The organism is Stenomitos frigidus ULC18, assembly GCF_003003795.1.
Classification (GTDB): domain Bacteria; phylum Cyanobacteriota; class Cyanobacteriia; order Leptolyngbyales; family Leptolyngbyaceae; genus Stenomitos; species Stenomitos frigidus_A.
The window spans coordinates 1-26,511 of record NZ_PVWK01000110.1 but is presented as its reverse complement, the minus strand read 5'-3'; the positions used below and the strand labels follow the sequence as shown (position 1 = coordinate 26,511).

The following is a 26,511-nucleotide window of genomic DNA, read 5'->3' as shown; positions in this document are numbered from 1 at the left end:
TTATGTATTATGCGAAGAAGTTCAGCTATAGATGACTGCCGATCGCAGCCGATCAAAAAAGCGAGTGACCCATACTTCCTACTTGACCTTAGTCACCTTCAAATCACACAAGGGCAACCAATTCTCGCTGTCGGTTTTTTTCCAATCCCAATGAGTCGTCATCGTATTGCCGTCATCACTAAATTCAAATGTGGCGCGTTGTAATTCTCCGATATACGTCCAAACATTTTCGCAGACAGTCACTTGGTATGTCGGGGTATTCCCTGCATTGTCGAAAAAGCGCGAACAGTATGTTTGGCTCGAAGCATCATAGCCAATGACTTCCATACCCTTAAACTCTGCGCCACCAACACGCCCATCCCATCGGTGAACAAGAAAAAATCCGTCCAACAGCAACTCGAAGGTCTCCACTGATGTCATTTTGACAGATGAGACTTGCAAGTTCTCATTAGAATTTCCTTCTGCATAAGACTGTCCTTCGGTACTCCACTTACCGACCCATACGCCCAATTGCTTGTGTTCGTTACTGGGTGTGGGCGGCTCTGGAGACTGGTTTTTAGTTTCGATTGTTTTTTGTGGCATTTTAGCTTTCCTTTTGATTTATGTAGATGCTTTGATTGAGTGTGCTGAGATCGCCGCATCTGTTAAGCGATCGCAGCTGCTCGACATTTTATTTGCGCTACGGCTCAAGATTAAGCGACGCTTTGCCTGTCTCTGAGTCGAAAGGCACTGATTGATGCTCATGCACGATCGTCCACTTGTCATCAACCTTGCCCAAGCAAACAGTCGCCCGCACCCACATTTCGACGTTCCCTCCGTCTATCAGTGTTCCGCTTACACGATAGAGGTAATGACAGAAAGCCACCGTTTCGCCGGTCGTGATGCTCAGGTCTCGAACCTCATAGCCGATCGAGCTTTGGAACGAAGAAAACCACTTCTCAGCGCGTTCTCTAACCATATCTGCTCCAACATGTTGCAGTGGATTGATCACATCGAACGATAGAATATCTGGCGCGTGGTTAGACAAAAGCGCGTTGATATCCTTGTCACGGACTGCTCCGACTCGCTCCTCGATGATCGTGTAAATTTGGGCTTTATCATTTGATCTACTATTTTCAGTTGTCATATCAGTTTCCTTTATTGAGTGGTTATTCTGTTCTGTCTATCTGTAGGTATTTCCCTGAATCATGGTCAAAGTTTCTCATTTTTAGTTTCTTTGAATAAATGTCATATTCTGTATTTCAGAGAGGAAAACTGAATCAATTAAGTCACCAATGATCTACGGCTATTCCCTTGGTGGAGGAACTTCTAAAGGTTACTCAACTATTCGAGATAAGACGAGAACAGCATTGAAAGCGCAAAACTCCCGATAAACGTCAACATAGACCAGTTCGTATCTTGAGTTTGATGCGCTTCAGGAATAATTTCTTCCACGATCGCCACGAGCAAAGTCCCTGTTGTAAAAGCCAGCACAATGAGCTTGGGCAGATCGGCTTGTCCGCGCAATCCCCAATAGCCCAGCGTCGCGCCCAACCAAACCGGAATTATGAATGCAATCAGTAACAAAAATCGCTCTGTTCGGGGCATCTTTTGACTCTTAAACTCTGCGTTGGTCACAAATCCTTCTGGAATGTGAGCCACAACTCTCGCTGATGCCAGCATGACCCCTAAATGAGGCGAGATTGTTAGACTCGTGCCAATCATGAGTCCATCGCCAAATAAGTCGATCGCCATGCTCAGAAAGATCACCCAACTCACGGTATTGTGATCAACGCCATGTAAGCGGTTCCTGCTGACGTTGAGCAGTTGATTCACCCAGACAAAGAAAGCGCCACCCAAAAACAACGCCAGGATGGTTGCCCAAGCAGGTTTCGCGATCATGACGTTAGGAATTAATTCGGTCGCAACGATCGCCAGCAACACGCCAGCCACCGCGTGCAGTGCCAGTCCTAACGTTCGTTTTGATAGCGGTAAAGCTTCTGCCAGCATAGCTCCCATGAAATTGCTGACAACGGGCAATGCCGACAGTGTGATCGCAAAGAAAAAGACCTGCATCTCAGGCTTCATTGGTTTGAGCACGCTCCTTTTGCGGTACGGATAGCATGGCTTCAATCTGAGGATTCGCCCACTCTGCGGCTATTTTGAGAAAATCAGGATCATCATTAACACAATCGAGCCTTGTGTAAGTCACCGTGGGATACTGGCGCTGCAAGGCTTTGATTGCATCTTCCACATCAAGGATGGTTTCAAAATTCTCCGTCGCCCAGCCGAGTGGTTTAAATAGAATGGTTTGGGCACCCGCTTTGATCAGGTTCTTCGCCGCTTGTTTGAGATCGGGCTGCGACCATTGAGTGAACGGCATATCATGATTGATCCAACCGATCGAGACGAGTGGATATTTCTGCTGCAACTGCGCTTGGACGCGATCGTACAGAGCTTGTCCATCAATCACTCCGGTTAAGAGTCCGTTCGCTTTGGCGGGTCCACCATGAACGGTTAAAACAATGCCAATCTGCGATGCAAAGAATTGCTTTACGGATGGCTGATGCAGTCTTTCCTGCATCTGACGCACGAGCAAATCAATGTAGGTAGGCTCCGTTGCGAAGCCTGGAATATAGCGTATTGACCTGAAGGGAGACGATCGAAGTTCACTCTGAGTGGTGGTGGCAATCACTTCATTGACTTGCTCTACCGCGATTTTGCTGGTGAAGGCAGAATCCACCACGAGCAATGGATAAATGAGTAAACTCTGGAAACCTTGTTGAATGATGTCTGTGACAACATCTTGCACAAAGGGTTTACAAAAGTAAAATCCTTTGAACACTTGCGCCCGCTTTTCCCATTGGTTTTGTAATAGCGTCTCAATACCAAGACGCTGTTTTTCAAAGATCTCATTTTCGGGCGACATGAAATGATCGTGCTTGATCCCAAAATCGTACAAATCTTGGAGTGTAAGCAGCCAACCCGCAAGAGGATAGAGCCACTCTGGAATGGGCACAAACTGAGCCGCAATGTACTTTGTTGCAGCCTGGTTGTAACGACTCAGATCCCGATAGGATTGCACTTCGCCATACCCGACTAGCAACACGGCAACGCGATCGGCTTGCAGCGCTTCGCAATCGCCATCATGTGATGTGATCGGCTGCATGGCTTGCACTGAATGACTCATCATGTGTTTCCTTACTTGAAGGACGACGGTGCTGTTTTCTCATTGCCATTTCCCCTATGCCTCGTTCGCGTAGTATTGCAATAGCGAATCACTGAACACTAACTCAGACTTGTTATTTTATATCGATTGGCGCTGGAGATCTACTGTAAAACGCTTCGCTGTCCTGAATGTAGAGTCAGCATCCAGGCACCATCGAACAAGAGATTGACTCCAATCAACGTGCCAATCAGCCAAGCGGCACTAAAGGGAAAGCTCGACCATACGAAAATACCGAAAATAATACCAACAAGTCCGCTTACTAGCATCCAGCACCAGTTTGGTGAAGTCCGACGCATTTGAAACGCGATCGATACTTGAATGATGCCTTGCACAAAAATGGTAAAGCCCAACACCAGCGTGAAAGCAAGCACCCCTTCGAGCGGTCTTGCCACGACGACAATGCCAGCCAAGAGATATAAGGCACCGAGAATCAGCTTCCAGGCAACTTGACCCGCCCCTTTTGATTGCCAGGCATAAACCATTTGAGCGATGCCAGCAAACATGAAGATCCAGCCAAACACTATCGTTGACGCAACGGTGGCAATGAAGGGGAAGACGATCGCCGCGATGCCCAATACAATCATGAGTACAGCGATCGGGGTTAGCCATCCAGAACCAACAACTTGCACATCCGTTTCAGATTCAATCACTCTCATATTGCTTTCTCTTTCTTTTGAATAGCGATGCTGAATTTTCTGAAGCATCATTGATAGCGCTTACCGGATTGATTGAGTACAGGTATTCCTGAAAACTTTTTGGGGCAAGGCTTTCAGAAGATACTCGATCCCAACCTAAACGGCGACAGCCATCAGCATGACTTACTTCTTTGTGGTGTCCGCAGCCGTGTCAGCATCCAGTCTGGCGGCGATCGCTGACAGGGTTGCTTCTTCGGCTTCTTCCATCGTCACCATCGCCAGGAAGGTGGCGGTATCGGCATAGCCTTCAGCTTGATCAGCTCGATGTTCAAGCTTCTTGACTGCGCGACTGGCTTTCCATTCCTCTACATTTGCTTTCACCTCAGATTCTTTTGCCTCAAATTGAGTTTTGAGCGTTGCTCGATACTCATCAAATTGTTGTTTCTTCGCGTCCAGATTTGTTTTTGCTTCATCCAGTTTTGCCTGGATTTCAGCTTGAGTTTTTTTGGGTGTCGATCGAATGCTTATTCTCAACGCTTTTGCCCGGTCTTCAATCGCTTCTAGATTGTCGTGAAGCTTTTTAGTAAAATTGTCAATTGCAGTACTCATGGTGATTCCTCTAGTAAGTTAAGTGTTTCGGGCGCGTCGATGGTTAATCGCATCTTTAATGGAGAGCATCTTGAACCGCATCTTGCCTCTGGATGGATTCGCCTTATAACAAGCGTTCTAGAACTTTAGGCTTTGCGAGCAAAAATGAGCCTGATGAGCGAAACAGCAAGATAGCTCAAGAGCGCGTAGGCAACGATCGCAATCACAACGTTGACATCAAAGATATTTGCACCACCTGCTGAAGCCGGACTAATGAACAAGGTAGAGAAGGGCGCAATAAAAGGGGCAGAGAGATCGTTAATCAGACGAGCAAAGCCATTTTGGGGATTGGCACCAAACAACCGCAGCAAAAATCTCATCACAAGCAATATTTCCAACAGTCCTGCTAGCCAATAAAGGCTATTCATGATCCAGATTAAGGTCGTATTGCGTCGGGCAGTGCTCAGACGTTCCTCCCCTTGATGCAGTCGGAATGCCTCTTCATCACGATGAAGGTCTTGTCGGCGCTCAAGGTTGGTATCATCATTCTGATCGCGATTCATACTGAAACCATTGCTTTTTGATTGTTGTTTTTGATGGATTGGTTGAATTTGGAAACTCAGTACCTGAGCCGAGTGAACACTCTGCTCCTGGTCTTAGCGTAAGGAATCGTTGTTCTATTTCCGGTTTGAATTGATTAACTACAATACAAAACGTAAGGTTTAAGCCTGCCGTTTCAAACGGGGTCTTAGAAGCCAGAGCAGCGCAATCCCTGTAATGCCGCCAACAACTGCCCCCGCTGCCAATCCAGTAGCAGCACCCGCCAAGGCGGTGGCAAGGTCGAAGCGATCGAATGTCATGAAGGTGGTGCCGGCAAAAGCAACGAGCAGACCGCAAGCCCACGCGATCGCATTGGCAAACACCCACCAGCCCGCCCGACGGATATGCTCTCTCAGCACTAGCCATTGAGCCAACCCTAAAACGCTGCCAACCCAGGCTCCCATGAGAAATACGCCTCTGGCAAGAGCCAGGGTTTTCATCTCAACGGTACCTGTATGATCAAGCACAAGGAAAAATGAAAGCAGAGCAATGGCTTTGATGCCAACGAGCCAAGCGATCGCAACAGCGATCGCTGTCATCGCAATCCATTTGCCAACGTGTTTAATGTAACGGCGCAGCACGAGCCATTGAGCGAAGCCGAGGACAATCCCTTGTAACAAACCCACGGTATGCAAAACGGCGACGAGTTCAGGGGTGCCCCGCAGATGCATTGTTGTACTGACAATGAGCACCACAACTAAACCGACTAGTTCTGCGATCGCAGTTGCTGCCACCCACGCTTCCCATAACGTCCAGCTTTTGCTCCGGCTCAAGAGATGGGGAAAAGCTGCCGTTGGCTTTCAGGCGGTGGTTTAGACATTACTAGCTCCTTCACCAAATGTATTCTGTTGTGTGTCCAGGTTTGGAAAATAATGCCTCATGTATGGCTCTAGTGCTCTGTTTCCACAAGCCTGTTGCTGTCACTCAACTGGCTTCCAGCTTGATCAACGTTTTCGTTCCGGCAGCATCCGTGATCCAAAGTGCGACGATCTGACCAACGGCGTTTTGTCCCGTTAACACTTCAGTGGGTGCATCGATCGTGTGGGCGTACGTCACTTCATCCTTACCCACTTCAATCACCAGAGCATTCCCTTTGCCAGGGCGATCGTAAACGATTGCCAGCAAGGGCGCATTCTGAATCAGTGTTTCATCACCCAGTTCGGCACTGATGGTTTCGATCGCAATGTGTCGTCCACGATTACCGTCCGAGAATTGATCAAAAAATTCACCCCAGCGATCTCGGGGCACAGTTTTGCTAATGTCAATTTTGCTGACCATACGATTCCTTATGAAAAACTAGAAGAAGCAACCGAGCACCGAGCAAGAAAATAAGCACTGAGTATAAAGGGGGCATAAAAGAGAAGCTTGCCTCAATACCTTGACTGAGTAGACACCTGCTCGGCTTCCTCATGACTGAAAGCAGCGAATCAAGCGCAATCATTTGCCGCACATGTGACGGTTTGCGTTCGATATGTAAGCCTGATGATTTGCCTGATGTGTTTGCTCAAGGCTTTAGACCACCGACAGGCTCACTTCATGACTGATTCTGTCGAGCATCCGCTTTGCCTGACTGATATCCGCCTCACTGCCCGTCACCAGCAGCATGAACTCACCAGCTTGAATTTGCGTCTCGTACTTCAGTACCTCGTGTTCTGGGATGCCTAACCCTGCCAGGGCCCCTGCCAGTCCGCCGACCGCCGCCACACCAGCACCACCCACCAGCGTGCCTTCTAACCAACCCGCCAGCACGCCTGTGATGGGACCGGCAATGATGAGCGGAGCCATACCGGGAATGAAGAGCACGCCAGCCCCCGCTAAAATGCCAAACAGACCACCGACGAAGCTACCCCAATAGCCACCGGCTGCGGCTCCCGCCTGGGCTGTATCTTTCCACGTAAGAAAGCCACGCACCTGTTCAGCAGTCTGATAGTCTTTGCCAATGATCGAGAGCTTTTGTAGATCGAAGCCTTCTTTTTGTAGCTCCAAGACCACTCTTTCTGCTTCTGTGTGGGAGGGGAACTGACCAATCAGTGTATGTGGATATGCCATGAGTTTGTGTCCTTGTGTGCAATTGCTCTGCACGATGGTTAAGTTGTTGGGTCTTGCGCCTGGTTTTTCCATACCTCGGCAATCCGATTTCACTCAGATGCTTTTCCTGAGCCGAGACATTGAGCGTGTAGCGTCATTTCCGATTCGTCGGACTTCGCTTCAATCTCAGCTTGAGTGTTTGCAGCCTCGATCGCATGCTGACAGAATCCGCCCAAGATCCTCTCTCCCTTTTGAATGTTTTAGTGAAACTTATACAACTCACACACGATGTCATACATTTCTTTGACCACACTTCAACAGGTGCTTGTGCTCCTGCCTCTAGGGTCTATGTGATTTCTGTCTCGATCACGTCGGTGAGTAATAGCTTTGACGCGATCGCCACTCATCACTGATGCATCTTGCCAAAACCTCACCAAAACCTTGCCAAAATCTCGGAGGTTTAAGCGCCAAGGTTGACCATCAGGTTCAATGCTTGGTTAAACCCTCCGAGGTTTAAGCATTGGTTCAACTCGTAAGTTGATTGAGCCAGATTGAAATAACGTACAATTGAGAATGACTGGCAATATAGTGAACTTGCTTTGAACGATCCGATGCCTACCACTTACCTTGCCGATCTCAAGCCAGGTCAGTCTGCGACGATACTGGCATTGCAGATCGATGCTGGACTGCAACACCGCTTCTGTGCGCTGGGATTGCGCTGCGGTCAAGACATCCAGGTGCTGCGGCGAGGGTGGATGAACGGTCCGCTCCATGTGCGGGTGGGCATGACTGAAGTGATGTTGCGTCGCTGTGATGCTCGCCAGATTGCTGTCACTGCCATCACTGCCGTTGGAGCAGTGGCATGAGACAGCTTGCCGTTCTGGGTATGCCCAACACTGGTAAATCGACCTTTTTTAACCGTCTGACTGGCTCCCAGGCTCATATTGGCAATTGGCCAGGGATTACGGTTGATCTGATGATGGCCGAAGTGAAATTAGGTGATGAGTTAGTTGAAGTCATTGATTTACCCGGCATTTATGACTTGCGCGGCTTTTCGGAAGATGAAGCAGTGGTGCGACGTTTCCTGGAGAAGGCACCGCTCGATTTGGTTCTGATGATTCTCAATGCCACTCAGATCGATCGACAACTGATTTTGCCCCTCCAGGTAAAGCAATTGGGATTGCCTGCTGTGCTGCTGCTCAATATGGCTGATGAGGCGGAGCGGTTTGGTGTGAAAGTGCAGCCCGACTTACTGGCAGAGCGTCTGGGCATTCCGGTGCTGCCCATCAGTGCGAAGTATGGGATGGGGTATGAAGCGGCGATCGCGGCGATTACGGAAGCGCTCCAGCAGCACCATGCCTTAGTGCCAGTGGAAGGGCTTGAAGCACGCTTGCTAGACGATCAACAACTGGTGGATGACCAGGCGGCAATTCTCAACGGTGCCGTCCAAATGCCCTTGAGATTGTCGGACGAGTGGACAAGTCGTTTGGATCGGCTTTTGCTGCATCCAGTCTTGGGATTGCCGCTCTTCTTTGGGATCATGTACCTCATCTTCCAGGCAATCTACGCGCTGGGTACACCGCTGCAAGCGTGGTTGGGTGATGGGCTGGAGTGGTTCAAGGGGAACGCCCTTGAACCGTTACTCGCCTCGTTGCCCGTCTTTATCAAAGGCTTTCTGATCGATGGGCTGTATGGCGGTATTGGCACGGTGGCGGCGTTCCTCCCCGTCATCTTCCTCTTTTTTCTGTGTATGGCGATCGTGGAGGACAGTGGTTATCTCTCACGAGCGGCTTTTTTGATGGATGCCCTGATGGAACGTCTGGGGTTAGATGGACGCTCCTTTGTGATGGCATTGATGGGGTTTGGCTGCAACGTACCAGCGATCTTGGGGACGCGAGTGATGCGATCGCCCGGACTACGAATGTTGTCGATGCTGATCATTCCGTTTTCCCTGTGTTCAGCCCGGTTGAACGTTTTTCTGTTTATGTCTACGGCACTGTTTGCCGCTAATCAGTCATCCACCGTCATTTTCAGCCTGTATCTCCTGAGTTTTGCAGCGGCATTCCTCACAGCGGTGCTCTTCAAAGGCAAATTTCCCAGCCAGGAACCCCTGGTGCTGGAACTGCCGCCCTATCGGTTTCCGACGCTGCGACAAATGCTGACACGCGCCTGGTGCGAGGTGAAGCATTTCTGGTTCTGGTCGCGGCGCTTCATCATTTTTGGTGTCATTGCCATCTGGCTGTTAAATAATTTGCCAACGAATGTCCCCCCGGCCAGTGCTCAAACGCTGTCGGGCATGGTTGGGCAGGCACTACAGCCCTTGTTCGCGCCGCTCGGCATCAATCCACAGCTAACCGTCGCCTTGTTTTTTGGCTTTATTGCTAAGGAGATTGTGTTAGGCGGGCTGGCAGTGATTTACGGCAAAGCCAGCGGCGGAGAGTTAGCAGGCGCGATCGCGCAACAAATTGATTGGGTACAGGCCTATAGTTTCATGCTATTCACGCTGCTGTATGTGCCCTGCCTCTCCACCGTTGCCGTACTCAAAAGCGAGTCCAAAAGCCTTAAATTTACGCTGTTGTCTGTTGGGTGGTCGCTCAGTCTTGCCTGGCTTGTGAGTTTTGTTTTCTACCAGGGTGCGCGGCTGCTGGGGTTTTAAGGATGAATCGTTAAACCTGTCTTCCCCAGAATTGGGAGTTCAAATTAACTTGCCTGATTGATGTCGTTTACTTTAGCGATCGCTCCTGCACCGTGCTTTCAATAGCACTACAACGGCTCCAGTCTGTCAGTTAAAGCGGCAGATGGTTTAGTGTAGAAGTTGGGAGATAAGAAGATAAATCTCCCGAGAATGTTCATGCAACAAAGCCCTGCTGATTCAAAACTTTTAATTCAACCGTTATCATTATCTCCCATATGGTCTTGGGTAGGGTTGCAGCATGGTCTTGCACTGGTAGATTTCAATCACTTGCACGATCGAGCCACCCCGTTGAATCGGAATCGCGGCAATTTTTTGAATCTCCTTAAAGTACTCCTGGTATTGGTTAACTGTCGATCGCGCTTGTACTGCCGTTGTGACCAGAAGACCACTTTGCCCCACCCATTCGTCGCGAGTAGACCAGAAGGCAAAGCCGCGTAAATCTTTGTCAAAACAGGTAATGGGTTTGGGGTTGAGAGGCGCGATCGCCATACCTAATTGTCCTGCCAGGTATATGTCGTTGGTAAAGAAAAAGTCTGTCGCTTGCATGGCGGTAGTGAGCAACGGTGAATCGGCAAAACCTCGCCGCAGTTGCTGAATATCGATGAGTTGTGTGGACGCATCGTTACTGGGTGTCAAAAAGCCCCCGAACCAAGCGTAGCGACTCGGCTTTTGTAAGGTGCCGATCGTCACATGCAGTAACGCCACTAGCAGCAGGCTGGTGATTACCAAGCCCGATCCTACCAACCAGCGCTTGACAGTGCGCCGTTGCCAACTCACTGCTTGCTGTCCCAACAACAGCGTTGCACCCCAAAAACCTGGCATTGCCCACGTTGGCAAGATGGAGCGGTAGCCACCCATAAAGGTAAAGATCAGCATTAAAGGGAGCGCAAGCCAGAGGATGAGGGAAGTGAGGGGTGAGGAATGTGGGGTGTGGGGTGTGGGGTGTGGGGTGTGGGGAAGATTTGAGTTTTGAGTTTTGAGTTGCTCCCTCTGATCCCCCTGCGTCCCCACTCCCCTGCCGAGCTGCCCTACCAGGGCTTTTCCGCTCACCCACCATAAAGGAAAGCCAAAGGTTGGGAATAGGTAGGCAACGCCTGCGAGAAAGGTGACTAATAGATCCAGGAGACTATAGCCACGATCGGGAACGGCGCGTCCTGACTGAAACCGTAGTGAAACCCAGTCATGTTGGGCATTCCAAACCACGATCGGCGAAATGGCCAGTAGGAAGAGTCCCAGGCTTGCCAGCATCCAGGGTGAAAGTAGGGCGGCTCGATAGCGCGAATTGGTGAGGCAGAAGCCAAGCAGCCCGAAGCCAAGCGCCAGTCCGTGATATTTACCCAGGCAGGCGAGGCCGACGAGGAGACCGACGATCGCCAGCTTATAGCTAGGACGGTAGAGGGGGGAAAGGGGGACGGAGGGAGAAAGGGAAGCAGGGGAAGAGAGGGGCGAAGCGGTATCGTTCTGTTGCTTTGCGTCCTGGGGCTCAAAAAATTCGCAGACGGCTACGTATAGGGCCGCTGTCCAGAAGAACATTAACGGGCTGTCTGGTAAGGTCAGGACGCCGAAGCCGAGTTGGAAAATGGGGACTAGAGTAGCGATCGCTAGCGTCAAGGTCGCTGCACGCGTGGAAAAGAGCCGTGCACTGGTCAGGTCCAGCAGCAGCAGCGATCCCGTGTGTAGCAGGAGCGTTCCTAACCGAATGGTGAACGGCGAAACAAGGCCGGTTAGCCAGGGGCCAAAGCCTGTTGTCAGCGCTACTAATAATGGATGGTCAAAGTAGCTCCAATCGGGATGACGCGTGTAGAGATAGTAGTAGCCTTCATCAAAACCAGGTGGTAACCAGACGGCGATCGCGCCCCGTAGCAACAAGCCACAGACCAGGAGGCCAAGCAATTGATGATTTTCTCGCTGAGTCAGCCATTTTTTTACGGCTTCCATCCAGATCCCCATGGTTAGTAGTGCGATCGCTTGTTTGATCGCTGACGGCTTTAATACGCTATCAAGTTTCAGTCCTGTACTCCCAGCGACAGAGAGAAAAAGCAGAGTGCTATGATTTCAGAGTTCGTTTGACATCTAACGCTAATTGATGAATGTGGGCTTTTTAACCAACCGCTGCGAGTTTGCCGAACCAAAGCGATATGACGGCAACGGCGAGCTCATGGTGGCAGCGATCGGCTGCGTGCTCTGGTTTAGCGCAATTGTCATTCGGCTCAGTCTTAGTCATAAGCTTTGGACGCTTACAGAGCGTTTGGTAGAAGCAGCATCGTTTGTCATCTTTGCTGCCATCCCCATCTTTTTTCTAGCAACTCATGTTGGAGCAGAGTTTGCTAGGCGGGTGCTCTTAAAAAATAATGGGCTTTGGTTTCAAACGCTGACTTGCTTACTCTTGGGGCTTTATATTGCCGTTGTTAAATTGTTAGCGTTGAACCCAACGCGGTTTAGTTGGCTCAAGCAATTCGACAGCCTCATTGTAAGCAATAATTTTGGGCTGAATGCCCTCTGCTTTTTGCTGGGAGTCTTTGTTGTTCTGCGATTGCCTTTTTTATTGCTAGAGCTACGTGGTCGTAGAATCTACACAAAGAAAGATCAAACAATCGCTACTTTTGTGAAGCGAAACGGGCAGCTCCTTAGTTTTCTCATTGCTAATTTGCTTTACATCAGCCTTGTTAATACATCGCTAATTTCATCTACTTTTGAAGCTGAATATTCAGGGTATTTCATTGGTTTAAGCTATGTACTGATCGCCTTTATAATGCAGTTGCCGATCGTGAGAACAACACCGCCCGATCGCATGATGGTGTTTGATTTACTCTTAGCGGCTGCTTGCCTGGTCAGTCTTTTTTGGTTTTCTAGACCGTCGTTTAGCTTTGGTCCATTTATCAGCCTCACCCTGTTTGCACTTGTCTTAATCTATGGAACAGGGCTGGGGCGAGCGCACTTTGGCTACAGCTTTGCTGTGCGTAAAGACGATGTCTTCTACACCGCTAAGATGATTCTATTGGCGGTTGTGCTTTTAGTGCCGCTGGCGCTGGTGCTAAAGTTTGCACCATCCAAAGCGCTTTCAACCTTCGATTGGCAGGCTTTAGGTGGCTCTATCCTTTTTTTCCTCAGCTATGCCGTTCTCTTTAGCTTTCGTGTTGGCATCTTTGAGGAAATGCTGTTTCGATCGGGGCTGATGGTGTTCATTCGTGATCAAATGCAGGCGCGATCGCACCAGCCCCTGAATCGTCAACAGGTTGTTTTGTGGTCTGCGATCATTTGCTCCGTCATTTTTGGCGTTTGTCACATCGGCAATAATCCTGGTTCTGGTATTGCCCTATCGCCGTTGCAGTACAAAGCCATTTATGCAGCGTTAGCAACCCTGGCATCGATGTTTTATGCCCTGGCCTTTGGCGAAACTAATCGTCTCTGGGCTTCGATCACGATTCACGGCATTGTGGATACGACGGCTGTTCTACTATTAGGTGCATCGCTGGTTGTGCCTTTTTAGCTATCAGCTATCAGCTATCAGCCATCGCAAGCCTAGTTGCAGCGTTAGCAGCGCTTGATCCAATTTTTACTGACTACCGACCGCTGACCGCTGACCGCTGACCGCCGATCGCTTTTATCCCCGTTGTGAACATCGCTTGGTAGAATGGAGTCCCACCACACACCGATCGCGGGCAGGCAAGACAAAAACCATGAGCACAGGGACGCTGTTTGATAAAGTTTGGGATGCACACACCGTTGGCACTTTGCCTTCAGGACAGACACAACTCTTCATTGGTCTGCACCTGATTCACGAAGTCACCAGTCCTCAAGCCTTTGCGATGCTACGCGAGCGGAACCTCACGGTGCTGTTTCCCGATCGCACGGTTGCAACGGTCGATCACATTGTCCCGACCGATAATTTGGCGCGTCCCCTTGCCGACTCGATCGCCGAAGACATGATGCAGGCACTGGAGCAGAACTGCAAAGAAAACAACATTACGTTCTACAACGTTGGGTCGGGTAATCAAGGGATTGTCCACGTCATTGCGCCGGAACAGGGCTTAACGCAGCCTGGGATGACGATCGCATGTGGGGATAGCCATACGGCAACGCATGGAGCGTTTGGGGCGATCGCGTTTGGCATTGGCACCAGCCAGGTGCGCGACGTGCTGGCATCCCAAACTCTGGCGCTGGCGAAGCTGAAGGTGCGTAAAATTGAAGTCAACGGGACGCTGAAGCCCGGTGTGTATGCCAAGGATGTCATCCTTCATATCATTCGCAAACTGGGCGTGAAGGGCGGTGTTGGGTATGCTTACGAATTTGCCGGTACCACCTTTGAGCAGATGAGCATGGAAGAGCGGATGACCGTCTGCAACATGGCGATCGAAGGTGGTGCCCGCTGTGGCTATGTCAATCCCGATCAGGTGACGTTTGACTATCTTAAAGGACGCGACTTCGCGCCTAAAGCGGCTGAGTGGGACAAGGCTGTTGCCTGGTGGAACAACATTCGTAGCGATGCCGATGCCGTTTACGACGATGTTATTGTGTTTGATGCAGCCACGATCGCGCCGACCGTTACCTGGGGCATCACGCCGGGTCAGGGCATTGCCGTCAATGAAAGCGTCCCCACACCCGATGAAATGCCGGTGGATGAACGGGCGATCGCGGAAGAAGCGTATCAATACATGGACTTACAGCCTGGTAAGCCAGTGCAGGGCACCAAAGTCGATGTCTGCTTTATCGGTAGCTGCACCAACGGCAGAATCAGCGATCTGCGGGAAGCAGCTAAATTTGCGCAAGGGCGACACGTTGCGGCTGGCATCAAAGCCTTTGTCGTGCCTGGCTCCGAGCGGGTGAAGAAGCAAGCAGAAGCGGAAGGACTGCACGACATTTTTGTCGAGGCTGGCTTTGAGTGGCGTGAACCCGGTTGCTCGATGTGTCTCGCGATGAATCCTGATAAGCTTCAAGGTCGCCAACTCAGCGCCTCGTCATCCAACCGCAATTTCAAAGGTCGGCAAGGTTCGTCATCGGGTCGCACATTGTTGATGAGTCCCGCTATGGTCGTAGCGGCTGCGGTAACGGGACAAGTAACAGATGTGCGGGAGTTGATTTAGAGATGCTGGCTTTAAAAGAAACCGGGTTTCTGATCGCTACCAGGTGACTCAACGGCATAGTTTGGTTGAGAAACCCGGTTTTTGCATCGGCTCTCATTAGCTATCGCGTAAGTTTTGGTGGCGGTAGAAGGCATAGGCATCGAACAGTGCGCCGACTAATCCACAGGTCAAACCAATGACCAAGGCTCCCTGAAACGAGTCGCCACTGCCAAAGACGGCCAGAAACTGTAAAAGTTTTTCGGCTGCAACCTGGGCGATCGCTGTCATGAGCGGAATTTGCGCGATCGCTGACAGCAACGCCAGCACAATGCCGATGAGCACCAATGGAGAGGCAAAGCTGAAGGTGCTGGTCAGCAACAGGGAACGGATAAAGGCGGGTGACATAACCATAGTCATAAGGTGCTGGCTTATCCAGCGAGCGGTTTGGGCGATGCGAAGTTCCTCTCCCACCATAAGAGCGATCGTCTCGATCACCAGGAGATGTGAGAAATCTTAAATCAAGCTTAAATATCTTGTTGAAGCTCTGTGAACATTTCCAGCAAATCAAACCATAAGTTTTGTCATTGCAGCCCAAATAGCATGATCCGCTAAGGAAGACCGATTAAATAAGGTCGAATGTCTCGCTTAGGAATGAGAATTTAATCAACCGACAATTTTGTAGGGGCTTAGCATTCGGGTAAAAGCGCTTGCTGTGGCCGAAGGCAACCCTGCCGAATGCTAAGCCCTTACCGTGAAGATGACCGATGTTATTTAATCCACGCTCCTTAGGAGCATGGCAATGCCAGTCGCCTACAGGATGCCAGATTTACAGATGATTTAATTCACGTTTCTAAGCATGGAGGCTCAAAATGCTTGCGCGTTGTGATAAAATTTTCGTGAAGATTTAAAGTTCTGGAAAGAGTTCTGGAAAGACTTAGAGTCTGATCGCAGCATTTGCTACTTTTTCAAGCTGTATGACGTCCAGATTCGACCTGTAGAGTGTTTCAGCCAGCCCGACATCATCTTATTGTTTCCACCAGTTGATCATTGCCTCAAAAACGCAACGATTCGGACGCAGTATAGATGCTTTCAACTGGGTTGCCGAGCCGCTCGATCAACTGGATAGCTTACACAACCTTCAATCGAACGTTAGACCCGAACGTTAGACCACACTCTCAGACAACAAAACGAAGGAGGAAATTGAAATGCAACGTCAAGCCGGTGATCGTTACGCTTGCGCAAAGTGCGGAGCACAGCTTGTTTATGAGAAGGCCTGCCCTTGTGCAGACGGTAAATCGTCAGTTTCCGAGATCTGCTGTGGGGAGCAGATGAAGCTCGTGCAACAACAGGCGCCAGCGAAAACAGCAAAAGAATAAACCCAGCCTTCAGAGCATTCTCAGGCGTGGATGATTGAGCCAAAGCCTTCAGGTTTTGGCTCTGGGTTAGCTGCTGGCAGCATTGCATCACACCACAGGCTGCAATGCCATCAACGCAGAAAGCCCCTGCAATGAGGGGCTAAGATTTACTCTCTGAATTAATCTGTATTAAAAGGACGTCAGTTCGCAGATCCAGAACATCACCCCACTATTCAGGTTTATTTGGACCTGGGAAACCGTTGGGCGTATAAACAGGACCACTCGCATCCAAGCGTCCAAGTATCGTGACACCGGTTGTTGCCAGCACAACTACGATTTGAGCAACGCTATTGGGGTCAATTTTATGGTTCTCTTGATAGTCATTCACGCTTTTAGCGACTATAGGAGCGATCGCGGCAACGGCCGTTAAAACAGCACCCCAGAACGTCTTGCTTTTAAAGATGCTTTTTGCAAGGGTGGCAGAAGAGGACGCGTTAGACAGCATAGAAATGTTCCTAGTAAGTGGGCTTAAAAACTACACCAGTCTGAACTGAGAACATTACGGGCGGCATTGGGTACCCCAACGGGTAATTTTTGCAAGCATAGAAAACGACGTTGCGCCCACTTTCTTGCGGATACAAACCGTCCCAGATGGCCAGTCACACTGACAATCGTTCGCGCCAGCGCTAGCGGCGATCGTTGATACGCTATGCTCTCCAGCAACCATCGATCTGCCACAAAAGAAGGAGTTTGGGTGCAGAACACCGAGCTTCAAAATGAGAATTGCTGATTCTATACTGACGACCTTACAGTGATCCGCTATTCTTGCTAAGGTTATTGTTTCAATTGTGTTCTTGTGAGTGAAAAGCCGCTTACTACTGGCTTAAGTCTGTGGGGTCAGCGCTTACTGGCAGCGATCCTACTGGGTGGACAGGTGATGGTGCATTTACTGGCAGGTAAAATCCATCGCCGCAATACCCTTGAGCAGATGGCAGCCGTTGGACCAGAGTCGTTACTGATCGCCCTGCTGACTTCTACCTTCATTGGGATGGTCTTTACCATTCAGGTTTCCAGAGAATTTATTAATTTTGGCGCGAGTAGCGCTGTCGGTGGGGTCTTGGCGATCTCGTTAACCCGTGAAATGGCTCCCGTGCTGACAGCAGTCATTCTGGCTGGTCGGGTGGGATCGGCGTTCGCAGCCGAACTGGGTACCATGCGCGTGACTGAGCAAATCGATGCGCTTTACATGCTCAAGACAGACCCGATCGACTATCTGGTAATCCCTAGAGTGATTGCTTGCTGCTTGATGTTGCCAATTCTGACGGTGCTCTCGTTACTGACTGGCATGATTGGCGGCATGATCATCGCCAATACCCTTTACAGCATTCCACAGAAGGTGTTTATCGATTCGGCACGAAACTTTTTGAGCGTCTGGGATCTCTGTGGTGCACCCATCAAGGCTGTTTTCTTCGGTGCGCTGATTGCCATTATTGGCTCCAGTTGGGGGCTAACGACCACGGGCGGCGCAAAAGGCGTTGGGCAATCCACCACCGCCGCCGTTGTGACCTCACTGCTGGCCATTTTTATTTCTAATTTCTTCCTGTCGTGGATTATGTTTCAGGGCTTGGGCAGCGCGCTGGGGCAGGGGATGGGGGGGTGAGGGGGTGAGAAAAACGCTGACAGAAACGCGGCTAGCTAAGTGCGCGATCGCCACCTCTAAGTCGGCACGACGAGCTAAAGGTAAACTAACTGCAACGATCGCCTCAACCAGTTTTTTCCCAGAGAGAAAGCCTGCTACGGTGTAGCAATAATGATCGCTTCCTGGAAATTGAGTTATGGCTGATGTCTTTATTTCCTACTCCCGTAAAGACAAAGATTTTGTCAAAACGCTTCATACAGCACTAGTTGAGCGCGATCGCAACGCCTGGGTAGACTGGGAAAACATTCCCCTGACAGCTGACTGGTGGCAGGAAATTGAACGCGGCATTGAAGCGGCGGATACGTTTGTCTTTGTGGTAACTCCTGATTCCATTGCGTCTAAAGTCTGCAATCAGGAGATCGATCACGCGGTTAAACACAACAAACGACTCGTGCCGATAGTGCGGCGAGATGACTTCGCTGCTGAGCACGCTCACGACGCACTGAGGCGACACAACTGGCTCCTGTTTCGTGAACAAGATGATTTTGATCAGGCGTTTCAGTCGTTATTACGAGCTATTGACACTGACCTAGACTATGTGCGATCGCACACACGCCTTTTGGAGCGGGCAATCGAGTGGAATCACCAAGAAGAAGATGAAAGCTTTCTATTACGTGGCAAGGACTTAGCTGAAGCCAGACAGTGGTTACTTCAAGGCGCTGCGAAAGAACCGCACCCAACTACCCTCCAAACAGATTATGTTTTGACTAGCGGCAAGGCGGAAACTGCCCGTCGAGACGCTGAAATTAAGCGACAGCAAGCCGAGATTAAGCAGCAGCGCCTCTGGCTTGGTCTAGTCTTTGCGGCATTGGCAGTAGCTACAGGTTTAGGTGTCTTTGCTTTCAGGCAGTATCAGGTTGCAAGAGAAGGTGAAGTTAAAGCGGTTCTTGCTTCATCAGAAGCCTTATTTGCATCGAACCGAAAGTTTGACGCTCTCATTGAGGCACTGCGAGCAGGAAGGCTTTTTAAACAATCGCACATGCAGCAGTCTGTTCTACAGACCCAGGTGCTGACGACCCTTCAGCAAGCGGTTTCGTGGGTGAGACAGGCTAATAGCATACAAGCACACAAAAGCGGCATCACCGACCTCGTTTTGAGCCCTAACGGTCAAACCCTTGCTTCGGCGAGTCGTGATGGCACCGTGAAACTTTGGCGACTCGACGGCTCCTTAATTCACTCTTTAGAAGGTCATACCTATACTGTCTGGGGGGTGAGCTTTAGCCCCGATGGACAAACGATTGCTTCCTCCAGTGGGGATTACACCATTAAACTCTGGCGCATCAATGGCACCTTGCTTAGAACGCTTAAGGGGCATACTGGAAGAGTTTTAGCAACTAGCTATAGCCCAGATGGTAAAATCCTTGCCTCCATCAGCAAGGATGGACTGGTCAAATTGTGGAAGCCCGATGGAACTTTGGTTACCACACTCAAAGCGCATAAGGGAGGGGTGAGAGATCTTGCCTTTAGCCCGGATGGACAGTTTTTGCTTTCGGTTGGAGCAGATGGTTTGATTAAGCAATGGCGGCTAGACGGAACCTTACTCGCGACCTTAAAAGGGCATCAAGACGAAATTAAAAGCGTCAGCTTCAGCCCTGATGGTCAGCGCTTTGTGTCTGCCAGCGCCGATAAGACCGTCCGGTTGTGGAAACGGGATGGCACTCTCGTCAAGGTTTTGAATGGGCATACAGATGCGGTATCGAAAGTTGTATTCAGTCCTGACAGTCAACTACTGGCCTCGATTAGCTACGACAAAACCGTCAAACTCTGGAAACTGGATGGCACACTGATAGCAACACTGAATGGGCATCAGGAGATTGTGCAAAGTGTTGCCTTTAGCCCTGATCGCCGCACCATTGCCACAGCCAGTAGAGACAAAACGATCAAGCTCTGGACCTTGACTGGAACACTACTCGAAACGCTCTCTGGACACACAGACTGGGTAAAACATCTTGTGTTTAATCGGGATGGCAGCTTTTTATTCTCTGCCAGTGACGACAAGACCATTAAGCTTTGGAACTTTAACCAGCCCTTAATCAAGATATTGAGGGGCTATCAAGAGCCACTGCAAAAGGTTGTTTTTAGCCCTGATGGCAAATTTGTGGTATCCAGCAGTAACGATGCGACTCCCATACTCTGGCGATCAAGCGGTACACTGGTCACACCATTAAAGGGCCATCTAAAAGATATTGCAGGCTTAAGTTTCAGTCCTGATAGCCAAACGATCGCTTCAACCAGTGCTGACAAAACGGTAAAGCTCTGGAATTTAACGGGTGCGCTGCAAACCACACTCAAAGGTCACAAAGATACTGTCTGGGAAGCACGGTTTAGTCCTGATGGGAAACAAATAGCCACAGCCGACGAGGATGGTACTGCTAAACTTTGGCAGTCTAGCGGCACACTACTCAAAACGCTCCCGCATCATGATGGTGTGAATGATATTCGCTTCAGCCCTGATGGGCATACCATTGCCACAGCCAGTTCAGACAAAACTGTCAAACTTTGGAAACGAGACGGTACGCATATAGCAACCTTGTCAGGACACACAGCAATCGTTTACCGCGTGGTCTTCAGCCCCGATGGACAACTGCTTGCGTCGGCGGGCAAAGATGGTACCGTTAAGCTTTGGCAACACGACGGCAAGCTGCTTCAAACGCTCATTGGACATCAAGGTTCTGTTTTTCAACTTGCCTTTAGCCCAGATGGTCGAACACTAGCATCGGCAGGTGCAGATAATACCGTTCGGTTATGGAAACGGAATGGTACCTTGCTAGCCATCCTTCAAGGGCATAACGCTGAGGTGAGAGATGTGCGCTTTAGCCCTGATGGCCAGGCCATTGCCTCTGCTAGTTATGACAACACTATCAAGCTCTGGAGCCTGGATGGCAGACTCTTGAGAACGCTAACTGGTCATGAAGGTGGGGTTGTAAACATCGACTTCAGTCCCGACGGCAAACTTCTTGCTTCAGCTGGTCTTGATAAACAGATGATTCTCTGGGATTGGAACGTAAGCCTGGATGCACTCATGGAGCATGGCTGTACCTGGGTGCATCACTACCTGGCACAAAATCCAACGGTAACGGAACGCGATCGGCACCTCTGCGACGGCATTGCGGTTCAGCAGAAATGAGCGATCGCCCCAACCTTTCTCCGGAGCGAAAGCCTGTTACTGTGAAGCAAGCATTATCCTTTCTTTGGGGATTGGAACATGGCAGACGTTTTTATCTCCTACTCTCGTAAAGACAAGGATTTCGTCAAGGCACTACATACAGCTTTGGTGACGTGCGATCGCAATGCGTGGGTAGACTGGGAAGACATTCCCCTCACGGCTGACTGGTGGCAAGAAATTGAGCATGGCATCGAAGCCGCCGACACCGTTGTGTTTGTCGTTAGTGCTGATTCTGTTGCCTCGAAGGTCTGCAATCAGGAAATCGACCACGCGGTGCAACACAACAAACGCCTGATACCTGTAATCCGACGCGATGATTTCGATACCCAGCAAGCTCACGATGCGTTACGACGACACAACTGGTTATTTTTTCGTGGCTGTGATGACTTTGACTCCGCTTTTCAACGGCTGATTGAGGCGATCGACACCGATCTGGAGCATGTGCGGCAACACACGCGGGTTTTGGTACGGGCGATCGAGTGGGACGACAAGCAGCGCAATCCTGATCTGTTGCTACGCGGCAGTGAACTCGATGCAGTGATCCAGTGGATCACTCAGAATGCGGAGAAAGAACCGCGATCGACCCAGATTCAGCGCGAGTATATTGATGCCAGCCGGAGAGCGGAGAGCGATCGACAGGAGGCTCAAATTCAGCGGCAGCACCAGGAAATTCGCAAGCAGCGTCGGTGGTTGGGTGCGGTCACAGTGGCGTTGCTGGTTGCCAGTGGCTTGGGGTTGCTGGCATTCACGCAATATCAAACAGCCGAAACTCGCCGCAAACAAATTGAACTCAGCCAGATTGAAACCCTCAGCATGTCTGCGGATGCCTTTTTAACGGCGAATCAGGGGCTAGAAGGATTGATGCAGGGTTTGAGAGCCGCCCGCAAGCTGCAAACAATCGAGGGTGTCACTGACGACACCAAATGGCAGGTGATGGCAGCGCTGCAACAGGCACTCAACAAAATGCGCGAACGCAACCGCTTTGAGGGGCATCAGGATCAGGTTTGGATGGTGAGCTTCAGTCCAGATGGTCGAACAATTGCCTCCGCAAGTAGAGACAACACCGTCAAACTCTGGAATTTAGACGGGAAACTTCTGACAACGTTGAAAGAACATACAGACCCCGTGACCTGGGTCAGCTTTAGCCCCGATGGTCAGATGATTGCCACTGCGAGCGTCGATAAAACCATCAAACTTTGGAGGCGGGATGGGAAACTAATTCGTACTTTAAAGGGGCATACAGACGAAGTTTTTAGCGTCAACTTCAGTCCGAATGGTCAACAGTTAGTGGCTGTTAGTCGAGGCAGTACCATCAAATTCTGGACTCTGGACGGTCGAGCGCTCAAGAGTATGGATGCCCATGCTGGCGGTGTCTGGAATGCTAGTTTTAGTCCCGATGGTAAACTGCTGGTGTCTGCGGGAAACGACAAAACAGTTAAACTTTGGACGGCATCCGGCGAACGGCTCAAAACCTTCATGGGTCACACCAACCAAGTAAGGCGTGTAACCTTTAGCCCTGATGGGAAACTCATTGCGTCAGTCGATCTCGATAGCACCATTAAACTTTGGAACTTAGACGGCAAGGAATTAGCCTCGATCAACGGACATCGAACCAGTGAAATTTGGGGCTTAAGCTTCAGCCCAGACGGACAATCGTTGGTTTCTGCTGGTGAAGACGGTACAGTGAAGCGCTGGACTATAGAGGGAAAGGAACTCGAAACGCTGGGAACGTTTGATACGCCCATTGCAGGTGTCAGCTTTAGCCCAGATGGACGGCTGCTGGCTCTCGGTAGCCGAGACAACACCGTCCGGCTATGGAACGTGAATCGTCCGGTTTTGAAGCATAACGCAGCCATCAACGATGTCAGGTTTAGCCCTGACAATCAACTGTTAGCGACTGCCAGTAATGATAAGACGGTCAAACTTTGGAGTGTGGACGGAGCCTTTCTGAAAACACTGAGAGGCTATGAGGCACCTGTGGAATGGGTTAGCTTCACCCCAGATAGTAAGACCATTAACTCAGCCACTAACGTTGGCACGACTAGACTCTGGAATCAAGCCGGTCGGGCGTTGAAAGTTCCGAAGGGTCAAAGCGGAGAGTTTCAGCGTGCCAGTTTTAGCCCCGATGGTCAAACGATCGCGCTGGCAGGTGAAGATGGCACCGTGAAACTGTTAGATTTCAAACGCAAGCCATTGGTTGAGTTTAAGGCAAGCAAGACGCAGGTTAATGAGGTCAGTTTCAGTCCTGACGGCACAATCATTGCTGTGCCCAGTAGAGATGGCACCATTACACTCTGGAATCGGGCAGGTAAACAACTGGCAACCTTAAGAGGACATACGGCTGCGGTACGATACATCAGTTTCAGCCCGGATGGTAAAACCCTTGCTTCTGCCAGTCGAGATAAAACCATAAAGCTTTGGAATCTGGATGGAAAAGAACTCAAAACGTTGAGAGGGCATACCAGCCAAATTAACCAGGTCGCGTTTAGCCCCGATGGCACACTGATTGCTACTGCTGCCGAACGGGTGGTGAAGCTATGGAACCGAGACGGCAAAGAATTGGCAACGTTGAAAGGACATGATGACACCATCTGGGGGTTAAGCTTTAGCCCGGATGGCAAAACGCTGGCAACGGCTGGAAAGGACGGCATTGCTCTGCTGTGGAGTTTAGACTTCGACACACTGGTAGTGCATACCTGCCATTGGCTCAGCGATTATCTCAAGACAAATCCGAATGTGAGCGATCGCGATCGCCAACTCTGCACTGGCGTGGAACGAGACTGGATCGCCGAAGGTGAGGAACTGGCAAGAGCAGGCGATATCGACGGTGCCACCCAGCGGTTTCAGGAAGCTTTGAAGCGGAAGCCTGGTTTGAAGTTTGATCCCAAAATCAAAGCGCAACAAATTGCCGCTGTTCTGCCGCTCGACCAGGGTGACGAACTAGCCATCAGTGGCGATCTGGATGGTGCCGCTGCAAAATTCCGTCTTGCTCTGGAGCGCTACCCTGGTTTGGGTTTTGACCCTCAAACCAAAGCGAGACAAAGCGCTGCGATCGCCCTGATAGACAAAGGCGAAGATCTGGCAAACAAGAACGACGTTGAGCAGGCATTCCCCTTATACGCCAAGGCGCAGCAGCTCGACCCAACGATTGAAATCTCTGCGGATACCTGGAACACCCTTTGCTGGGTTGGCGCACTCAAAGGCTACGCTACAAAAGTCTTAGATGCTTGCGAAAAAGCCGTTGCCCTTGCCCCAGAGGATGCCAATATTCAGGATAGTCGCGGGGTTGCTAGAGCGTTGACGGGGGATTTTCAGGGCGCGATCGCCGACTTTCAAGTCTTTGTTAACTGGGTTGATGGGAACGGCGGCAAATTGCCTGAGATCCAGCAAGAGAAGGCCGATCGACAGCGCTGGATCAAAGAACTTCGCGCGGGCAGAAATCCCCTTACCCCCGAAGAATTGAGGCGACAGCTTTAACTGATACAGAAAACGGGTTTCTCTACGAGCAGATGCCGTATTAGGTTGCGTCCAGAAACCCGATTTCTCTCAATAAAGACTCAACGGCGAGGTTCAAAGACTCAGCGACGAGCATCCGAACATCATGCGTGAACCCTGGAGCATCAACGATGCCCCTCAGAGCTTGAGCGATGCCATTAAACAAAACAACCGCGCCTATTGCAGCACCAACTGCGCGATCGCCCGCACCAAAACGTCCGGCTCCACAGGTTTTGAAAGGTGTTGTTGAAACCCTGCTACCAGCGCCTGCTGCTGGTCATATTCACCTGCATACGCCGTAAGCGCAATCGCTGGGATTTTGCCACCCTGTTCTGGGCCGCGCGATCGAATCTGGCGCATCAGGCTGTAGCCATTTATCTCTGCCATCCCAATATCACTCAGCAAGACATCGGGTATCGACTCAAGCAAAGTGGCTAAGGCAGCGGTTGCCGATGCGACAGCCGTCACTCTAGCGCCAGACTGCTCCAGGATAAAGGTCAGCAACTCTCGTGTATCCGTCTCATCCTCCACAACGAGAATGTGGACGTTTTGCAAACTCAAGAGCGTTGATACTGGCTCATGACTCTGGCTCATTGGCAAAGCTTTTGCCCGCAAGGGTAAGCGCACGCTAAAGGTTGCGCCTGCCCCTTCACCGGAGCTATTAGCAAGCACAGTCCCGCCATGCAGTTCGACAATTTGCCGGACGATCGCCAGCCCTAGCCCCAAGCCGCCAAACGTACGGGTGATCGTGCCATCCGCCTGCCGAAAGGTATCAAAAACAAAGGGAAGAAAGGCAGGGCTAATGCCTTTGCCCGTGTCCTGCACTGTAATTTGAGCTTCGTCGACACTGTAGGTAAGTGCGATCTGCACCTGACCGCCGGGCGCTGTAAATTTCACAGCATTGGAGAGTAAGTTCCAGATCACCTGCTGTAGCCGATTGGCATCTCCCAACAAGAAGCGTGTCGTTGGTTCGAGTGTGGTTTGAATGGCGATCGATTTCGACTCTGCCGCTAGCCGTACTGTTTCTTGAGCCGCTTCAATGGTTGACGCCAAGTCAACGGCATCTAGATTGAGGATGAGCTTGCCTTGTAAAATGCGCGAAATATCGAGCAAGTCCTCAATCAGTTGCGTTTGTAATTTAGCGTTGCGCTCGATCGTCTCCAGCGCGATCGCCGTCTTCTGGGCATTTAACGTGCCCCGACGCAGCAACTGCGTCCAGCCCAGAATCGGGTTGAGTGGCGTCCGCAGTTCATGAGAGAGGACGGCTAAAAAATCATCTTTGATCCGATTAGCCGCTTCTGCTTGTTCACGTGCAACTCGTTCGCGCTCTAAGAACTGCTCGCGTTCGGCTTCAATGCGCTTGCGATCGGTAATGTCTCGACAAATCGCCTGTACTGTCGGCAACCCACCCAGGGTAAATAAGGTGGCACTCACCTCAACAGGCATCTGCTGCTCCGTCTTTGTGCGATGCACCGATTCCACCACCACATGTTTTTCGACCAAGAGACGCTCAATAGTGCTCTGGGCAGGGATAACCGACGCTCCGATAATATCGGTCACCGACATGCTCAACAATTCCTCGCGAGCATAGCCTAGCCTCCGACACGCTTGTTCATTCACCTCAATCAGTTGCCCAGGTTTATGATCTGCTGTCAGGTGGTAAACCAATACCCAATCTTCCATCCCGTTGAAGAGAGTGCTAAAGCGTCCCTCACGTTCCCGCAGTTCGGCTTCGACGGCTTTGCGTTCGCTAATTTCTTGTTGCAGTTGCTGATTAGCTTGCAACAGTGCCGTAGTGCGCTCCTCTACTCGCTGCTCAAGCTGGCTCTGGGACGTTTGGAGCGCTCGATTTGCTTGCTCTAGTTGAGCAGGACTAGGCAGCGCCAGCGCCTGAGGCACTAGTGGTCTGTCAATTAATTGTTGACGGGTCACAAGGGGGTAAAGTTGAGAAGGATTCCCTTGCCTTCAATTGAATGACG

The 26,511-nt window shown here is 50.5% G+C and carries 22 protein-coding genes; 7 read left to right on the top strand and 15 right to left on the bottom strand.

Features of this window, described 5'->3' with window-relative positions:
- Positions 1–78 precede the first annotated feature (78 nt).
- From C7B82_RS20335 to C7B82_RS20290, 10 genes are all read right to left on the bottom strand, one after another.
- The gene (locus tag C7B82_RS20335) at positions 79–582 is read right to left on the bottom strand and encodes a DUF1579 family protein (protein WP_106258103.1); all 504 of its coding nucleotides are present in this window, start codon (positions 580–582) and stop codon (positions 79–81) included.
- Between the two features lie 97 nt (positions 583–679).
- Positions 680–1,126 carry a YybH family protein gene (locus tag C7B82_RS20330; RefSeq protein WP_106258102.1) on the bottom strand — a complete coding sequence of 149 codons (447 nt, stop codon included), beginning with the start codon at positions 1,124–1,126 and terminating at the stop codon, positions 680–682.
- Positions 1,127–1,323: 197 nt separating this feature from the next.
- Positions 1,324–2,067, bottom strand: a complete 744-nt coding sequence (locus tag C7B82_RS20325) for a ZIP family metal transporter (protein WP_219904610.1) — start codon at positions 2,065–2,067, stop codon at positions 1,324–1,326.
- On the bottom strand, positions 2,057–3,169 hold the full coding sequence (locus C7B82_RS20320) for a ferrochelatase (protein ID WP_245940014.1): 1,113 nt from the start codon (positions 3,167–3,169) through the stop codon (positions 2,057–2,059). The genes C7B82_RS20325 and C7B82_RS20320 overlap by 11 nt, the downstream gene beginning before the upstream one ends.
- A 140-nt stretch (positions 3,170–3,309) precedes the next feature.
- Positions 3,310–3,864 carry an HdeD family acid-resistance protein gene (locus C7B82_RS20315; protein ID WP_106258138.1) on the bottom strand — a complete coding sequence of 185 codons (555 nt, stop codon included), beginning with the start codon at positions 3,862–3,864 and terminating at the stop codon, positions 3,310–3,312.
- Positions 3,865–4,026: 162 nt separating this feature from the next.
- Complete coding sequence (locus tag C7B82_RS20310) at positions 4,027–4,452, bottom strand: hypothetical protein (protein WP_106258098.1); 426 nt, start codon at positions 4,450–4,452, stop codon at positions 4,027–4,029.
- A gap of 125 nt (positions 4,453–4,577) precedes the next feature.
- The gene (locus C7B82_RS20305) at positions 4,578–4,994 is read right to left on the bottom strand and encodes a YggT family protein (protein ID WP_106258097.1); all 417 of its coding nucleotides are present in this window, start codon (positions 4,992–4,994) and stop codon (positions 4,578–4,580) included.
- A 159-nt stretch (positions 4,995–5,153) separates the two neighbouring features.
- Positions 5,154–5,804: a hypothetical protein gene (locus tag C7B82_RS20300; protein ID WP_146141214.1), complete on the bottom strand. Its 651-nt coding sequence runs from the start codon at positions 5,802–5,804 to the stop codon at positions 5,154–5,156.
- A 151-nt stretch (positions 5,805–5,955) separates the two neighbouring features.
- Entirely contained in the window at positions 5,956–6,309 is a 354-nt protein-coding gene (locus C7B82_RS20295) for a DUF5335 family protein (protein ID WP_106258094.1), read from the bottom strand.
- Positions 6,310–6,543: 234 nt separating this feature from the next.
- Complete coding sequence (locus C7B82_RS20290) at positions 6,544–7,080, bottom strand: general stress protein (protein ID WP_106258137.1); 537 nt, start codon at positions 7,078–7,080, stop codon at positions 6,544–6,546.
- 590 nt (positions 7,081–7,670) lie between these two features.
- On the opposite strand from C7B82_RS20290, the gene C7B82_RS20285 reads away from it, so the two are divergent.
- Both C7B82_RS20285 and feoB read left to right on the top strand, forming a co-directional pair.
- Complete coding sequence (locus C7B82_RS20285) at positions 7,671–7,925, top strand: FeoA family protein (RefSeq protein ID WP_106258092.1); 255 nt, start codon at positions 7,671–7,673, stop codon at positions 7,923–7,925.
- Positions 7,922–9,715, top strand: a complete 1,794-nt coding sequence (gene feoB, locus C7B82_RS20280; RefSeq protein WP_106258091.1) for a ferrous iron transport protein B — start codon at positions 7,922–7,924, stop codon at positions 9,713–9,715. The genes C7B82_RS20285 and feoB overlap by 4 nt, the downstream gene beginning before the upstream one ends.
- A 243-nt stretch (positions 9,716–9,958) precedes the next feature.
- On the opposite strand, the gene C7B82_RS20275 is transcribed toward feoB, so the two are convergent.
- The gene (locus tag C7B82_RS20275) at positions 9,959–11,692 is read right to left on the bottom strand and encodes an ArnT family glycosyltransferase (RefSeq protein WP_106258135.1); all 1,734 of its coding nucleotides are present in this window, start codon (positions 11,690–11,692) and stop codon (positions 9,959–9,961) included.
- A 148-nt stretch (positions 11,693–11,840) separates the two neighbouring features.
- Here C7B82_RS20275 and C7B82_RS20270 point away from each other — a divergent pair, with 148 nt between their 5' ends.
- On the top strand, positions 11,841–13,244 hold the full coding sequence (locus C7B82_RS20270; protein ID WP_106258089.1) for a CPBP family intramembrane glutamic endopeptidase: 1,404 nt from the start codon (positions 11,841–11,843) through the stop codon (positions 13,242–13,244).
- 136 nt (positions 13,245–13,380) lie between these two features.
- Positions 13,381–14,838 carry a 3-isopropylmalate dehydratase large subunit gene (gene leuC / locus C7B82_RS20265; RefSeq protein WP_425443638.1) on the top strand — a complete coding sequence of 486 codons (1,458 nt, stop codon included), beginning with the start codon at positions 13,381–13,383 and terminating at the stop codon, positions 14,836–14,838.
- Positions 14,839–14,934: 96 nt separating this feature from the next.
- Here leuC and C7B82_RS20260 read toward each other — a convergent pair whose 3' ends face one another.
- The 3 genes from C7B82_RS20260 to C7B82_RS31585 form a co-directional block, all read right to left on the bottom strand.
- A complete protein-coding gene (locus C7B82_RS20260) occupies positions 14,935–15,222 on the bottom strand; it encodes a hypothetical protein (protein WP_245940013.1) in 288 nt (95 codons plus the stop codon).
- Between the two features lie 1,179 nt (positions 15,223–16,401).
- Positions 16,402–16,677 carry a hypothetical protein gene (locus tag C7B82_RS20255; RefSeq protein WP_106258087.1) on the bottom strand — a complete coding sequence of 92 codons (276 nt, stop codon included), beginning with the start codon at positions 16,675–16,677 and terminating at the stop codon, positions 16,402–16,404.
- A gap of 23 nt (positions 16,678–16,700) precedes the next feature.
- A complete protein-coding gene (locus C7B82_RS31585) occupies positions 16,701–16,910 on the bottom strand; it encodes a hypothetical protein (protein ID WP_146141213.1) in 210 nt (69 codons plus the stop codon).
- Between the two features lie 118 nt (positions 16,911–17,028).
- On the opposite strand from C7B82_RS31585, the gene C7B82_RS20250 reads away from it, so the two are divergent.
- The 3 genes from C7B82_RS20250 to C7B82_RS20240 all read left to right on the top strand — a co-directional run bounded on the left by C7B82_RS20250 (position 17,029) and on the right by C7B82_RS20240 (position 24,514).
- Positions 17,029–17,832, top strand: coding sequence for an MlaE family lipid ABC transporter permease subunit (locus C7B82_RS20250; protein WP_106258086.1), 804 nt, complete (start codon positions 17,029–17,031; stop codon positions 17,830–17,832).
- A 175-nt stretch (positions 17,833–18,007) separates the two neighbouring features.
- Complete coding sequence (locus tag C7B82_RS20245) at positions 18,008–20,998, top strand: toll/interleukin-1 receptor domain-containing protein (protein ID WP_106258085.1); 2,991 nt, start codon at positions 18,008–18,010, stop codon at positions 20,996–20,998.
- 78 nt (positions 20,999–21,076) lie between these two features.
- Positions 21,077–24,514 (top strand): WD40 domain-containing protein, encoded by a 3,438-nt coding sequence (locus C7B82_RS20240; RefSeq protein ID WP_106258084.1) that lies wholly within the window; start codon positions 21,077–21,079, stop codon positions 24,512–24,514.
- A gap of 195 nt (positions 24,515–24,709) precedes the next feature.
- Here C7B82_RS20240 and C7B82_RS20235 read toward each other — a convergent pair whose 3' ends face one another.
- The gene (locus tag C7B82_RS20235) at positions 24,710–26,464 is read right to left on the bottom strand and encodes a hybrid sensor histidine kinase/response regulator (protein WP_106258083.1); all 1,755 of its coding nucleotides are present in this window, start codon (positions 26,462–26,464) and stop codon (positions 24,710–24,712) included.
- Positions 26,465–26,511 lie beyond the last annotated feature (47 nt).

Excerpts from the sequence above, each read along its gene's own strand:
- C7B82_RS20335 (WP_106258103.1), bottom strand. The coding sequence starts at position 582 with ATGCCACAAAAAACAATCGAAACTAAAAACCAGTCTCCAGAGCCGCCC.
- C7B82_RS20330 (WP_106258102.1), bottom strand. The coding sequence starts at position 1,126 with ATGACAACTGAAAATAGTAGATCAAATGATAAAGCCCAAATTTACACG.
- C7B82_RS20325 (WP_219904610.1), bottom strand. The coding sequence starts at position 2,067 with ATGAAGCCTGAGATGCAGGTCTTTTTCTTTGCGATCACACTGTCGGCA.
- C7B82_RS20320 (WP_245940014.1), bottom strand. The coding sequence starts at position 3,169 with ATGAGTCATTCAGTGCAAGCCATGCAGCCGATCACATCACATGATGGC.
- C7B82_RS20315 (WP_106258138.1), bottom strand. The coding sequence starts at position 3,864 with ATGAGAGTGATTGAATCTGAAACGGATGTGCAAGTTGTTGGTTCTGGA.
- C7B82_RS20310 (WP_106258098.1), bottom strand. The coding sequence starts at position 4,452 with ATGAGTACTGCAATTGACAATTTTACTAAAAAGCTTCACGACAATCTA.
- C7B82_RS20305 (WP_106258097.1), bottom strand. The coding sequence starts at position 4,994 with ATGAATCGCGATCAGAATGATGATACCAACCTTGAGCGCCGACAAGAC.
- C7B82_RS20295 (WP_106258094.1), bottom strand. The coding sequence starts at position 6,309 with ATGGTCAGCAAAATTGACATTAGCAAAACTGTGCCCCGAGATCGCTGG.
- C7B82_RS20290 (WP_106258137.1), bottom strand. The coding sequence starts at position 7,080 with ATGGCATATCCACATACACTGATTGGTCAGTTCCCCTCCCACACAGAA.
- C7B82_RS20285 (WP_106258092.1), top strand. The coding sequence starts at position 7,671 with ATGCCTACCACTTACCTTGCCGATCTCAAGCCAGGTCAGTCTGCGACG.
- feoB (WP_106258091.1), top strand. The coding sequence starts at position 7,922 with ATGAGACAGCTTGCCGTTCTGGGTATGCCCAACACTGGTAAATCGACC.
- C7B82_RS20275 (WP_106258135.1), bottom strand. The coding sequence starts at position 11,692 with ATGGAAGCCGTAAAAAAATGGCTGACTCAGCGAGAAAATCATCAATTG.
- C7B82_RS20270 (WP_106258089.1), top strand. The coding sequence starts at position 11,841 with ATGAATGTGGGCTTTTTAACCAACCGCTGCGAGTTTGCCGAACCAAAG.
- C7B82_RS20260 (WP_245940013.1), bottom strand. The coding sequence starts at position 15,222 with ATGTCACCCGCCTTTATCCGTTCCCTGTTGCTGACCAGCACCTTCAGC.
- C7B82_RS20255 (WP_106258087.1), bottom strand. The coding sequence starts at position 16,677 with ATGCTGTCTAACGCGTCCTCTTCTGCCACCCTTGCAAAAAGCATCTTT.
- C7B82_RS20245 (WP_106258085.1), top strand. The coding sequence starts at position 18,008 with ATGGCTGATGTCTTTATTTCCTACTCCCGTAAAGACAAAGATTTTGTC.
- C7B82_RS20240 (WP_106258084.1), top strand. The coding sequence starts at position 21,077 with ATGGCAGACGTTTTTATCTCCTACTCTCGTAAAGACAAGGATTTCGTC.